Annotated in this window: 16 protein-coding genes; 7 read left to right on the forward strand and 9 right to left on the reverse strand. The window is 66.8% G+C overall.

Features of this window, described 5'->3' with window-relative positions; genetic code table 11:
* Positions 1-244: 244 nt before the first annotated feature.
* Together QRO91_RS19610 and QRO91_RS19615 are read right to left on the reverse strand one after the other, a co-directional pair.
* Entirely contained in the window at positions 245-694 is a 450-nt protein-coding gene (locus QRO91_RS19610; protein WP_049429431.1) for a carboxymuconolactone decarboxylase family protein, read from the reverse strand.
* 36 nt (positions 695-730) lie between these two features.
* A complete protein-coding gene (locus QRO91_RS19615; RefSeq protein ID WP_049429430.1) occupies positions 731-1,627 on the reverse strand; it encodes an RNA polymerase sigma-70 factor in 897 nt (298 codons plus the stop codon).
* A 148-nt stretch (positions 1,628-1,775) separates the two neighbouring features.
* Here QRO91_RS19615 and QRO91_RS19620 point away from each other — a divergent pair, with 148 nt between their 5' ends.
* The 3 genes from QRO91_RS19620 to QRO91_RS19630 all read left to right on the forward strand — a co-directional run bounded on the left by QRO91_RS19620 (position 1,776) and on the right by QRO91_RS19630 (position 4,448).
* A complete protein-coding gene (locus QRO91_RS19620; RefSeq protein WP_049429429.1) occupies positions 1,776-3,293 on the forward strand; it encodes a fumarate hydratase in 1,518 nt (505 codons plus the stop codon).
* A 122-nt stretch (positions 3,294-3,415) separates the two neighbouring features.
* Positions 3,416-3,754, forward strand: coding sequence for a hypothetical protein (locus QRO91_RS19625; RefSeq protein ID WP_049429428.1), 339 nt, complete (start codon positions 3,416-3,418; stop codon positions 3,752-3,754).
* Positions 3,755-3,812: 58 nt separating this feature from the next.
* On the forward strand, positions 3,813-4,448 hold the full coding sequence (locus QRO91_RS19630; RefSeq protein ID WP_049429427.1) for a glutathione S-transferase family protein: 636 nt from the start codon (positions 3,813-3,815) through the stop codon (positions 4,446-4,448).
* 93 nt (positions 4,449-4,541) lie between these two features.
* On the opposite strand, the gene arsC is transcribed toward QRO91_RS19630, so the two are convergent.
* From arsC to QRO91_RS19645, 3 genes are all read right to left on the reverse strand, one after another.
* Entirely contained in the window at positions 4,542-4,883 is a 342-nt protein-coding gene (gene arsC / locus QRO91_RS19635) for an arsenate reductase (glutaredoxin) (protein WP_049429426.1), read from the reverse strand.
* Complete coding sequence (locus tag QRO91_RS19640) at positions 4,883-6,037, reverse strand: phospholipase A (protein ID WP_049429425.1); 1,155 nt, start codon at positions 6,035-6,037, stop codon at positions 4,883-4,885. Before QRO91_RS19640 ends, arsC begins: the two co-directional genes overlap by 1 nt.
* Before the next feature lie 119 nt (positions 6,038-6,156).
* Complete coding sequence (locus tag QRO91_RS19645) at positions 6,157-6,642, reverse strand: DUF456 domain-containing protein (RefSeq protein WP_049429424.1); 486 nt, start codon at positions 6,640-6,642, stop codon at positions 6,157-6,159.
* 236 nt (positions 6,643-6,878) lie between these two features.
* Here QRO91_RS19645 and QRO91_RS19650 point away from each other — a divergent pair, with 236 nt between their 5' ends.
* A complete protein-coding gene (locus QRO91_RS19650; protein ID WP_005410290.1) occupies positions 6,879-7,088 on the forward strand; it encodes a cold-shock protein in 210 nt (69 codons plus the stop codon).
* A gap of 73 nt (positions 7,089-7,161) precedes the next feature.
* Here the strand turns inward: QRO91_RS19650 and QRO91_RS19655 are convergent, their stop codons facing one another.
* Positions 7,162-7,656 carry a glycine zipper 2TM domain-containing protein gene (locus tag QRO91_RS19655; protein WP_005410289.1) on the reverse strand — a complete coding sequence of 165 codons (495 nt, stop codon included), beginning with the start codon at positions 7,654-7,656 and terminating at the stop codon, positions 7,162-7,164.
* A 137-nt stretch (positions 7,657-7,793) separates the two neighbouring features.
* A complete protein-coding gene (locus tag QRO91_RS19660) occupies positions 7,794-8,228 on the reverse strand; it encodes a cytochrome c (protein ID WP_049429423.1) in 435 nt (144 codons plus the stop codon).
* 80 nt (positions 8,229-8,308) lie between these two features.
* On the opposite strand from QRO91_RS19660, the gene QRO91_RS19665 reads away from it, so the two are divergent.
* The gene (locus QRO91_RS19665) at positions 8,309-9,133 is read left to right on the forward strand and encodes a ThiF family adenylyltransferase (protein WP_049429422.1); all 825 of its coding nucleotides are present in this window, start codon (positions 8,309-8,311) and stop codon (positions 9,131-9,133) included.
* A gap of 64 nt (positions 9,134-9,197) precedes the next feature.
* On the opposite strand, the gene QRO91_RS19670 is transcribed toward QRO91_RS19665, so the two are convergent.
* Positions 9,198-9,971, reverse strand: a complete 774-nt coding sequence (locus tag QRO91_RS19670; RefSeq protein WP_049429421.1) for a TatD family hydrolase — start codon at positions 9,969-9,971, stop codon at positions 9,198-9,200.
* Complete coding sequence (locus QRO91_RS19675; RefSeq protein WP_005410285.1) at positions 9,968-10,186, reverse strand: DUF6116 family protein; 219 nt, start codon at positions 10,184-10,186, stop codon at positions 9,968-9,970. The genes QRO91_RS19670 and QRO91_RS19675 overlap by 4 nt, the downstream gene beginning before the upstream one ends.
* A 163-nt stretch (positions 10,187-10,349) precedes the next feature.
* Between QRO91_RS19675 and QRO91_RS19680 the strand changes: the two genes are divergently transcribed.
* Together QRO91_RS19680 and QRO91_RS19685 are read left to right on the forward strand one after the other, a co-directional pair.
* A complete protein-coding gene (locus QRO91_RS19680) occupies positions 10,350-11,192 on the forward strand; it encodes a glycine zipper 2TM domain-containing protein (RefSeq protein WP_197651037.1) in 843 nt (280 codons plus the stop codon).
* A 126-nt stretch (positions 11,193-11,318) separates the two neighbouring features.
* Positions 11,319-11,867 carry a GNAT family N-acetyltransferase gene (locus tag QRO91_RS19685; RefSeq protein ID WP_049429420.1) on the forward strand — a complete coding sequence of 183 codons (549 nt, stop codon included), beginning with the start codon at positions 11,319-11,321 and terminating at the stop codon, positions 11,865-11,867.
* The last annotated feature ends 234 nt before the right edge of the window (positions 11,868-12,101 follow it).

Raw genomic sequence — 12,101 nt, forward strand, 5'->3', positions numbered from 1 at the left:
GATCTACCGTGTCGACCAGGGTCGACACCTACCAGCAGCAGTAGAAGTCCGTGGAGGGCGGGGTGGGTCCGGTTGCGGGAGTGTCAGCCGCATGGATGCGGCTGCCAAGCCCCCAAGGACGGGTTTACGGCGTCTCCCGTAACCGGATCCACCTCGCCATCCCTCAGGAAACCAGCTTCTGACGTTGCTGTTGTTTCGGCTGTTGCCTCTGCGGGTGCCGGGCGGCAGCCCGGCCAGCCCCCCTTTACGGCAGCGGCGGCAGCAGCCCCGCACCCAGCCGGTTCCAGGCGTTGATCACCGCAATGCCCATGCTCAGGTCACTGATGCCCTTCTCATCGAAGTGCGGGGCCAGTGCATCGAACACTTCCTGCGACGGTGCACCGTCGGTCAGCCGGGTCAGCGCCTCCGCCCAGCCCAGCGCCGCGCGTTCGCGCGCATCGAAGAAGCGGCTTTCATGCCAGGCCGGCAGCGTGTCCAGCTTGCGCGGCTCGATGCCGCCCTTGCGCAGCGCAGTGCCGTGCATGTCCATGCAGTAGCCACAGCCGTTGAGCTGCGATACGCGCAGGAACAGCAGTTCCATCAGGGTCGGATCAATCGAGCTTTCATGCACCGCCTTGCTGGTGGCCAGCAGGCCCTTGAAGGCCTCGGCGGCCAGGCGGGTGTACGGAACGCGGGGAGAGGCGTGGTCGGACATTTTCGGCTCCACGGCGGCCACAGTGGCCGCCTTTCACTACCAGGACGCCGTACCGTCGCCGCGCGTGACAACATCCGGCAGCTTTTCCGGATTCAGCACGCTGTACACATTGGCAATACGGCCATCGACCACCTCGATGGTGGTGACTGAGTGCAGGCGGTCGCCGATGAAACGCAGGATCGCCGGCTCGCCGTTGACGTAGCCCAGCTGCGCTGGATGCACCGCGCCACGACGTGCGATCGCCCAGAACAGGCGGCCGATGCGCTCGGCGCCCAGCAGTGGACGCACTGCCGCGGTGACCACGCCGCCGCCGTCGGACACCAGCAACGCGTTGGTGTGCAGCAGAGCCTGGATCGCCTCGCTGTCGCCACGTTGCGAAGCATCCATGAAGCGCGCCAGCAACTGCCGGTGCTGGCTGGCGTCGGCGTTGAAGCGGGGCCGCCCGGACTGCAGGCGCTGTTTCGCTCGGTGCACCAGCTGCCGGCAGTTGGCCTCGCTGTGGCCGATCAGGTCGGCGATCTCGCGATAGTCGTGGTCGAAGGCTTCCTTCAGCAGGAAAGCGGCGCGCTCTTCAGGGCCCAGCTGCTCAAGCAGGGTCAGGAAGGCGACCGAGACATCGTCGGCCAGCGCGTGCAGCTGGGCCGGGTCGGGCGCAGGATCGGGCTCCAGCGTGACTGCCAGCGGCTCCGCGAGCCAGGGGCCGACGTAGTGCGCGCGCTCACGCTTGGCGGCACGAAGGCGGTCCAGGCCGAGTCGTGTGGTGGTGGTGACCAGCCAGGCCTCGGCATCGCGGACCCCGGTCGGATCGGCGCCGGACCAGCGCAGCCAGGCATCCTGGACCACGTCTTCGGCGTCGGCGCGGCTGCCGAGCAGGCGGTAGGCCAGCGCCATCAGGCGCGGGCGGTGGGTCTGGAAAGCGGTTTCGGCGTTCATGTAGGCAAGGACGCCGCAGCGGCGCGTGGCGTGACAGGGGGCCATGGTCAGATCTTGCCGGCCAGCGGCCGGCACTACCACCCTGCGGCCGGGGGAGGGGGTAAAATGGGTGGATTACCCCCGCCAGCCTCGAGCAAGCGAGCAAGCCGTGACATCGATCAAGCAGGAAGACCTCATCCAGTCCATCGCCGACGCGCTGCAGTACATCTCGTACTACCACCCGGTCGACTACATCAAGAACCTCGCCGCCGCCTATGAGCGCGAGGAGTCGCCGGCCGCGAAGGAAGCGATGGCCCAGATCCTGATCAATTCGCGCATGTGCGCCGAAGGCCACCGTCCGATCTGCCAGGACACCGGCATCGTCACCGTGTTCCTGGAAATCGGCATGGACGTGCGCTGGGACGACGCCACCATGGGCGTGGAAGACATGGCCAATGAAGGCGTGCGCCGCGCCTACATGCACCCGGACAACAAGCTGCGCGCCTCGGTGCTGGCTGATCCGGCCGGCAAGCGCATCAACACCAGGGACAACACCCCGGGCGTGGTGAACGTGAAGGTGGTGCCGGGCAACACGGTCGATGTGATCGTGGCCGCCAAGGGCGGTGGTTCGGAAGCCAAGACCAAGTTCGCCATGCTCAACCCGTCCGACTCGATCGTCGACTGGGTGCTGAAGACCGTGCCGACCATGGGCGCTGGCTGGTGCCCGCCGGGCATGCTTGGCATCGGCATCGGTGGCACCGCCGAGAAGGCGATGCTGCTGGCCAAGGAAGCGCTGATGGAGCCGATCGACATCACCGAGCTGCAGGCCCGTGGTGCCTCCAACCGCATCGAAGAGCTGCGCCTGGAGCTGTACGAGAAGGTCAACGCCCTGGGCATTGGCGCCCAGGGCTTGGGCGGCCTGACCACCGTGCTCGACATCAAGATCAACGATTACCCGACCCACGCGGCCAACCTGCCGGTGGCGATGATTCCGAACTGCGCTGCGACCCGCCATGCGCATTTCACGCTGGATGGCAGCGGCCCGGTGATGCTGGACCCGCCGTCGCTGGAAGACTGGCCGAAGCTGACCTACGACGCGTCCAAGGGCACCCGAGTGGACCTGGACACGATCACCCCGGAAGACGTGGCCAGCTGGAAGCCCGGCCAGACCCTGCTGCTCAACGGCAAGCTGCTGACCGGCCGCGACGCCGCGCACAAGCGCATGGTCGACATGCTCAACAAGGGCGAGGAACTGCCGGTCGACCTGAAGGGGCGCTTCATCTACTACGTCGGCCCGGTCGATCCGGTGCGCGATGAAGTGGTGGGCCCGGCAGGTCCGACCACGGCGACCCGCATGGACAAGTTCACCCGCCAGGTGCTGGAGCAGACCGGCCTGCTGGGCATGGTCGGCAAGGCCGAGCGCGGCCCGGCGGCCATCGAGGCGATCCGTGACAACAAGTCGGCCTACCTGATGGCCGTCGGTGGTTCGGCCTACCTGGTGTCCAAGGCGATCAAGGCGGCCAAGGTCGTCGGCTTCGCCGACCTGGGCATGGAAGCGATCTACGAGTTCACCGTGCAGGACATGCCGGTGACCGTGGCGGTTGATTCCACCGGCGAGTCGGTGCACAAGACCGGCCCGCGCGAATGGCAGGCCCGCATCGGCAAGATTCCGGTAGTGGTGGAGTAAGCCTTCCGCCGCGGACCAGGAAACGGCGCCCGTGTGGCGCCGTTGTTGTGTGGGCAGAAGGATTAACGCTCCTGTAGCGGTTACTCTGCTACGGTCGGCGCACGCTCGCACAGGACGTGTCCATGGCCCTGCATCGATTCATCGTGGTAGGCGTGCTGCTGGCCCTGGCCGGCTGCAGCACCCCTGCGTCGTACGAAGGCGCGGATTTCCCCGCATCGGCGCAATGCCGTGTGCAGTGCCAGGCCGGCTATCGCAGCTGCATGGCGCAGAATGACTCCCTCGGCAGCCGCCAGGGCAATTGCGAGCAGCAGGTGGTGCCGGCGCCGGACAAGCGTTGCAAGGACGTGGACAACCCGGACCTGCGCCGTGCCTGCGAACTGAAGGCGCATGACTGCACGATGCGCGCACCGATGATGTCCTGTGGCGAACGCCGGGATTCCTGCATGAGCAGCTGCGGCTGAGCAACGATCGCGCGCGTGGGCGCATAATCGGCTGATCCACCTGCACAGGATCTTCCGCATGAGCACCACGCTGTATGGTTCGACCAGTACCGCCGCCCTGGTTGTGCACTGGCTGCTGATCGAGCTGGGCATCGAGCATGAACTGGTGCTGCTGGATTTCGATACGCGCGAGCACAAGTCGGCGCAGTACCTGGCGCTCAATCCGGCCGGTGTGGTGCCGACACTGCTGATCGATGGCCTGGTGCTGACTGAAGCGGCGGCCATCGCGCTGTATCTGGCCGATCGCCATCCGGACGCCGGCCTGCTGCCCGCGGTGGGTACACCGCAGCGCGCCGATGCCTATCGTTGGATGTTCTGGTGCGCCAATACGCTTCAGCCGGCCTACCGTGCCTGGTTCTATCCGAACGAGGTGGCGGGCGAGGCGAACGTCGAGGCCAGCCGCGAGATGGCACGTCAGCGCCTTGAAGCGGCCTGGCAGCATGTCGCCACGCACCTGCAGTCACATGGTCCCTACCTGCTGGGCGCCACGCCCTGCGTGGTCGATTACATGCTGGTGATGCTGATGCGCTGGTCGCGCAACATGCCCAAACCCAGCGACACCTGGCCGGTACTGAAGGCGCACGCCGCGTCGATGAAGGCGCGCCCGGCGTTCGCCGAGGTGTATCGCCGCGAAGGCATCACCGACTGGCTGTAGCCGTTCTGTAGAGCCGACCCATGCTCGGCTGCATTCACGGGTTGCACGCGAAGCGCAGCCGAGCATGGCTCGGCTCTACCAGAGCGGTGCGGGTTACAGGATCTCCAGCACCGTTTCCGGTGGACGGCACAGGCGCGTGCCCTTGTCGGTGCGCACCACGGGGCGGTTGATCAGCCGCGGGTGTTCGGCCATCGCCGCCAGCAGCCTGGCCTCGTCCGCATCTTCCAGGCCCAGTTCGGTGAACTGCGCTTCCTTGCTGCGCACCAGCGCCTGCGCGTCCAGCCCGGATTCGGCCAGCACCTGGCGCAGCGCGGCGACGTCCGGCGGGCTGTCCAGGTAGTCGACCACCACCGGCTCGAAGCCCGCATCACGTATCAGCTTCAGTGCGCCGCGCGAGTTGCTGCAGGCCGGGTTGTGCCAGATCGTCACGTGCATCAGAACCACTCCAGCAGGGATACGCCCACGCCCACGTAGGTGGCCTTGTGGTTGTAGTCGATCAGGCTTTCGCCGTAGCCGTCGAACACCTGTACATGGCCGCGCAGCAGGTTGCTGATCGGGAAGCCGTAATCCAGCTGCAGGGCACCGTGCGAGCGGCTGCCGGTGCGCAGCGAGTGGCGCGCCATCAGCGAGACCTCATGGCCGTTGCGGTTCCAGGTCAGGGTCGCATCACCGCGGCCCATGTAATCCTCGATGTCCGGGTTGTTGTCGTCGCTGCGGGTCTCGGGAATGCGGTACCAGGGGCGCAGCACCAGCGCCCAGTTCTCACGGTCCAGGCCGATGTTGAGCATCACCCGGTTCCAGCTGCGCGACAGCGGGTCGGCGCGGCCATTGGACTGGTGGTTCAGCGCGATGCCGGTCATGCGCCCGCGCCAGCCACCGATCGAGTAGCCATTGCGGAACACCATCATCACTTCCGGCTCGTAGTTGGTTTCGCGGAACGGGCGCGAATCCTCGCCGTTGTAGGCCTGCCAGCGCGAGCTCTGGGTGTAGCCGGCCCAGATGTCGCCGTTGTCGCCGAACAGGTTCTCGGCGATCTTGGTCTTGAAGCTGATCTGGAATTTCAGTTCGGCACTGTCCAGCACCTGCGGCGTGGTGACCGTGTTGGCCGGGTTCGGCGAGTGCGGCGTGGTGTTGCGGTCGCTGGTCCAGAACGCCGGCAACAGGTACACCGGCTTGTAGGCGCGCAGCTGGAACGGGCCGAGCTTGGAGTCTTCGGCCAGCTCCCAGCGGCTGTCCAGCAGCGAGCCACGGCCGGCATTGGCCAGTGCGCTGTCAGGGGCCGCTGGGCGGAACAGGTCACTGACCCGCTCGCGCAGTTTCTCTTCGCCCTGGCTGACGCGTGCAGTCTGGCGTTCTTCGCGACGGGCCTGCGCGGCTGCCTCGGCCGCAGCGTCGGCCTCGGCGGTGGCCTGCGGGGTACGCCCGAACTGGCGGTCATAACAGGCCAGGCGGGCAGCGTCGGTGGTAATTGCCGCGCACGCGGCCGGCGAGGCGTCGGCACTGGGCGCGAACTCCTGCGCGGCCAGTGGCGCACTGGCCAATGCCAGCGCCAGCGGCGCGAAGCGGGGAAGCAGCGGAGACAGGGTCATTGCAGCAGGCCCTTCGGTGAATACGGGAATCGCACAGTGTGGAGGCTGCACCGGATCACGGCCAGCCCCCACGGTTTATGCACGGCCACCGCGTGCGCGTGGCGTGAAGGAGAGGTTGGTCACAGGAACCAGGCGAACGCAAACAGCCCCAGCATCGCGATCACCACCGCCAGCTTCAGCGCCAGGCCGAGCAGGATGCCAAGCCATGTGGCCAGGCCTACCTTGGTCGAGCGCCCCAGTTCGCGGGTGTGCCAGTACTCGCCCAGCAGGGCGCCGATCAACGGGCCGGCGAACAGGCCGATCGGCATGAAGAACAGGCCGACGATGCTGCCGACGAAGGTTCCCCACAGTGCCTTGCGGCTGGCACCGACCCGCTGCGCCCCCACCACGGTGGCCAGCACGTCCACCAGCAACGAGAGCAGGGTCAGTACCCCCAGCGCAACCAGGGTCGGCCAACCAACGTGGGCGAAGCCGTCCGCCCACGCTGCCAGCAGCAGTCCGATGAACACCAGCGGGATGCCGGGCAGGGCCGGCAGGATGATTCCGGCGATGCCGACAAGGACGAAAATGACCGCTAGCAGATATAAGATGAATGAGAGTCCCATGCTGTCCCGTATGGTGGCCGTTTTGGGGTTGACAGTGAAAGATTTTGCCAGTTGCTTTTTCGTTTTGGGCGGGTTAAGTTGCAGTCGCTGAGCTTGGCAAGGTCACCGTGGATCGTGGCCTGATGAAGCAAGATCTTCCCGATCCGCTGCATCGATGCACCTCGCTTCCCCCTTGCTTGTCAGCCGCCCACCAGGCGTTTCCTACAACAAGAGAGAGTCACCAGGGAGTTAGTGAGATGTCTGATCGCGAGACCGGTACCGTCAAGTGGTTCAACGATGCAAAGGGCTTCGGCTTCATCAGCCGTGAAAACGGCGAAGACGTGTTCGTGCACTTCCGTGCCATCCAGACCCAGGGCTTCAAGAGCCTGAAGGAAGGCCAGAAGGTCACCTTCACCGTCGTGCAGGGCCAGAAGGGCCTGCAGGCCGACGCCGTGCAGCCGACCTGATCGCGCTGCAAGCCGTCACATGAAAAAGGCCCGCGCAAGCGGGCCTTTTTCTTTGCCGTCGGCCCGGTGCAGGTCAGCGCAGGATGACCTTGCCGTTGACCACGCGCACATAGGTGTTTTCGCGGATGCCGCCGAGGTCGCGCTGGTTGACCACGATGGTGCGGCCATCATCCATGCGCACGCTGATGTCGTAGGTATCGCTGGTGACGTTCTTCTGGATCTGGTTGCCCGCCAGCGCACCGCCGACCGCGCCTGCGGCTGCGGCGATGTTCTTGTTGCCACGGCTGCCGCCGGTGTGATCGGAGATCTCATGGCCGGCCACGGCACCGACGATGCCGCCGAGGATGGCGCCGGTCGCGCTGGGCGCGGTGCGGCCCGAGGGCACGGTGTTGATGCGGGTGACGATGCCACAGTCGGCGCAACGGCCCTGATTGTAACCGCCGTTGTTGCCGTAGCCGCCATTGTTGTAGCCGTTGTTGTAACCACCGCCACCGTAGCCGGGCGAGGTGGCACAGCCAGCCAGGGCGAGGGTAGCGATGGCGCTGGCGGCAATGAGCTGGATCTTCATGGGGCGTCTCCTGGCCGTGAAGGCGGGTGCGTTGGGTGGGTACTGCGTCATGCAGCAGGGTGGACGAATCCTCTCCTTTCGAACGTGAACAAGGTGCCAACCAGGCGTGGCTTGCCCGGCTACAGGATGAATGCGCGTCAGCGGAAGTCCTGGTGGCAGGCCCGGCAGTCGGCCTGCACGGTTTCCACCACCTTGGCCAAGGCGGTGCAGTCACTGGGCGGCGCCGCCAGCGCGGCGTTGAGGTTGCCGCGCAGCTGGCTGGCGTGCTGCTGGAACCGGCTATTGTCCTTCAGCCCGGGAAAGGCCAGGTCGAGGTCGTTGGACAGAAGGCGCAGGGCCTGCAGCCGCGGCACGCTGTCGGCCAGGCTGCAGCGGTTCTGCTGCTGGGCCTGCTGCAGCAGCTGCGATTGCCGCTGCATCACCTGCATCAGGCTGTCCGGGAACGGGTCGCGGCGGGCCTGCAGGGCGCGGCCGACCATGACCGTGGCAACCAGGCCGATCAGCAGGCCCAGGCACAGCACGAACAGGTAGCGATGGGCAGTGGACGGGCGGCGGGGCGGGCTGGCGTTCATGGCGGGCTCTCCGGGCGTGCAACGGTGGGTTCGATGCCGGCGCGCTGTAGGCGCTGACGCCTGCACGTTAAAATAGCCGGATGAACGAACAGGTCAAACAACGCTTCGCCGGCATCGAACGGCTGTATGGCGTAGGTGCGCTTGAGCGCCTGCAGGGCAGCCGCGTGGCGGTGGTGGGCATGGGCGGGGTCGGCTCGTGGGTGGTGGAAGCGCTGGCGCGTTCGGCGGTCGGCCACCTGACCCTGATCGACGCCGATGACATCTGCGTGTCCAACACCAACCGGCAGCTGCCGGCGATGGAGGGCAACTACGGCCGCAACAAGGCCGAGGCAATGGCAGAGCGCTGCCGCGCGATCAACCCGGACATCGAGGTCGATGCCGTCCAGGCGTTCCTGACCGTGTCCAACATGGCCGAGTTGCTGGACCGTGGATTCGATCTGGTGATCGATGCCTGCGACAGCTTCCGGGTCAAGGTCGAGACGATCGCCTGGTGCCGTCGCCGCAAGCTGCCGCTGCTGACCGTGGGGGCTGCCGGTGGTCGCACCGATCCGACCCTGGTGCGGATCCGCGATGTCTCTCGCACCGAGCATGACGCCATGCTGGCGCTGATCCGCAAGAAGCTGCGCAGCGAGTTCAATTTCCCGAAGAACGCCAAGCGCTATTTTGGCGTGCCGGCGGTGTACTCGCTGGAAAACGTGAAGTATCCGCAGGCCGATGGCAGCGTCTGCGGCATCCGTCCGAACCTGGGTGCGGATGCAGCACTGAAGCTGGACTGCGGCGCAGGCCTCGGTGCGGCAACGCACATCACCGGAGCGTTCGCGTTCGCTGCGGTGGGCAAGGCGCTGGAAATGCTGCTGGAGCCGAAGAAGGTGAAGGCCGGGGTGGCTGAGGCCAGCGAGGCCTGATGGATCGTGCCGGCCGAGGTCGGCACCTACCGGATGGCGTGCCGGCCAGCGGCCGGCACGACCGTCAGATGGCTGGCAGGCCGAACAATCGGCGCGCGTTCTCAGTCGTGGCATGTGCCACGGCTTCAACATCCATTCCGCGCAGTGCGGCCACGTGGCGGGCGATGACCGCCAACCGCGCCGGTTCGTTGCGCTGGCCGCGGATGCCGGCATCGGGCTGATCCGGTGCATCGGTTTCCAGCAGCAGTTGTTCCAGCGGCATCCCGCGCACCAGGCGCTGCAGCCGTTGCGCGCGTTCGTAGGTCAGTGGACCGCCAAGACCAAGCAGGAAGCCTTGCCGATGCAGTTGCGCGGCCTGTTCCGGGCTGCCGGAAAAGCTGTGCACCACGCCACGCAGGCCGCCGATGCGACGGATCGCGGCGATCACTGCGTCCACCGCGCGTCGCGCATGCAGGATCACCGGCAGCTCGAACTCGCGGGCCAGTTCCAGTTGGCCGATGAAGTACGCCTGCTGTGCCTCTGCGTCCAATCCCTCGACGAAGAAATCGAGCCCGCATTCGCCGATCGCACACGGTCGTTCGCGCTCGATCCACTCGCGCAGCAGCGGCAGATGCTCGGGCCGGTGCTCGGTCAGGAACATCGGATGCAGGCCGTAAGCCGGGTACAGCCCCGGTGCCTGCCGGCAGACCTCGCGCAGCTTCGGCCAGCTGGCGGCGGTGACGGCCGGTACCACCTGCTCGCGCACGCCTGCGGCGCCTGCGCGCTCGATCACCGCCGTGCGGTCAGCATCGAATTCACTGGCATCCAGATGGCAGTGGCTGTCGACCAGCGGGGTCAACGCTGTTCCAGCGGCGGCGGGGCCGGGACGGTATTGCGGCTCTTCCAGTTGGCCAGCAGCAGGGTACCGAAGCCCAGTACCAGTTCGTCGACGAACGGGATCGGGTCGGGGATGAACAGGGTCAGTACGAACAGGCCGGCGGTGAGCTTGAACAGGGTGGGGTAGCGCAGCCGGCGGGCCCACTGCAGTACCGGCAGCAGCATCGGGTTGGCCATGGCGTGGATCCTCCTGGGGAATATGCAAACGCTACCACGGGCCCAGCATTTCCCGATGCTGAATGGGTTACAGGAATGAGCAGGAAATGTGGAGATTCCGTTCAGGCAGTGCATGCTGCAATCTGGCCCGAGAACGTTGCGGATGGTCCGCAAGGAGCAGGTCATGAAAAGCACAACTACAACTGTCCTGGTCGCAGCGGGCGCGCTGCTGGTCGGTGGCATCGCCACCGCCGCCTTCATGAAGAGCGGCGACAAATCGCCAGATTCCATCAGCGCCGGAACCCCCAACGGTGAATCACGCCTGGTTGACGGCAACGCCGTTGACGATGGCGCACGTGGTGACAAGCTCGACCCGTCTGCGCCGCGCGGGCTGGAATATGCCGACGTGCTGAAGGTCGACCCGATCACCGAGAAGCAGAAGGCCTACGCCACCGTGATCGGCACCGATGCCGTGCGCGAGACCTCCACCACCCAGACCCCGCACGAGGTCTGCCAGGACGTGACCGTGCAGGAGCGCCTGCCGGAGCGTGACGGCAATGTCGGCGGCACCGTGGTCGGCGCGGTGGTCGGCGGCCTGCTCGGCAACCAGGTTGGCGGTGGCAACGGCAAGAAGGCCGCGACCGCCGCCGGTGCCGTGGCCGGTGGCTTCATCGGCAACCAGATCGACAAGCGCCACGTGGGTGGCCGCGTGGTCAACCGTACCGAGCGCCAGTGCCACACCGAGACCGCCACCTCCGAGTCGAGCCGTGTTACCGGCTACAACGTGACCTACCTCAACGAGGACGGCACCACCGGCACCATGCGAATGGCCAGCAAGCCGGGCAACCGCATCGCCATGGGCACCAATGACGTGGTGAAGGGGTACAACGTGACCTACCGCTACGACGGCGCCGAGAAGACGGTGCGCATGGACAACAAGCCGGCCAGCGATCGCCTGCCGGTGGTCGATGGCCAGCTGGTCACGCAGACCGCCGCTGCCGGCGCCACTGCGGCCACGCGCCAGTAATCCAGAACACCCCCTGCTGTACCCGACGGGCCGGCTCATGCCGGCCCGTTCTTTTGTGAGCGCGGGCATTCATCCGTGTGGACGCGGAATCCACCATCATGGTGGCCCCTTCGACATGGAGTCGGCATGAGCATCTTCGACCTGCGCATCGAAACAGAGCGCCTGATCCTGCGCCCGCTGCTGCGCGAGGACTACGAACCTTACCTGGCGTTCTGCGCCGACGAGGAAACGATGCGCACCCTGGGTGGCGTGCAACCGGCGTCGGTGGCATGGCGCGGTTTCTGCAGCCTGGCCGGCGCCTGGCAGCTGTTCGGCTTCTCGATGTTCAGCGTGATCGAGAAATCCAGCGGAGACTGGATCGGGCGGCTGGGCCCCTGGCAACCGCAGGACTGGCCGGGTACCGAGGTGGGTTGGGGCATCCGTCATGCCAGCTGGGGCCGGGGCTATGCGCCGGAAGCTGCCGTGGCGGCGATCGACTGGGCCTTCGACACGCTGGGTTGGGTCGAGGTGGTCCATACCATCGCCGAGAACAACGACAACTCGCGGGCGGTCGCGCGCAAGCTCGGCAGCACGCTGTTGCGGATGGGCGAACTGCCGCCGCCGTACAACGACAAGCCGATGCAGATCTGGGGCCAGTCGCGCGAACAGTGGCGGCAGCGCCGTTCACCGTTGTAGAGCCGAGCCCATGCTCGGCTGCGTCCCAGCATAAGCCGGCCCCCCGGGGGGGCGCCCGCCCGCGTGGGGGGGCGGGGGCCCCGCGGGGGGGCGGGCCCGGGGGCCCTGGGCCGCGGGCCCGCCCCGGGGGGCGGGCGGGGGGGGGGGGGGCGGGGCCTGGGGGTGGGGGGGGGGGCCCGGAGGGGGCTTGGAGTTGGGTGTAGGGGTCTTTTCCCAAATTGCCCGCTGAGGGTG

The organism is Stenotrophomonas maltophilia group sp. Smal32, assembly GCF_030237085.1.
Classification (GTDB): Bacteria; Pseudomonadota; Gammaproteobacteria; order Xanthomonadales; family Xanthomonadaceae; genus Stenotrophomonas; species Stenotrophomonas maltophilia_Q.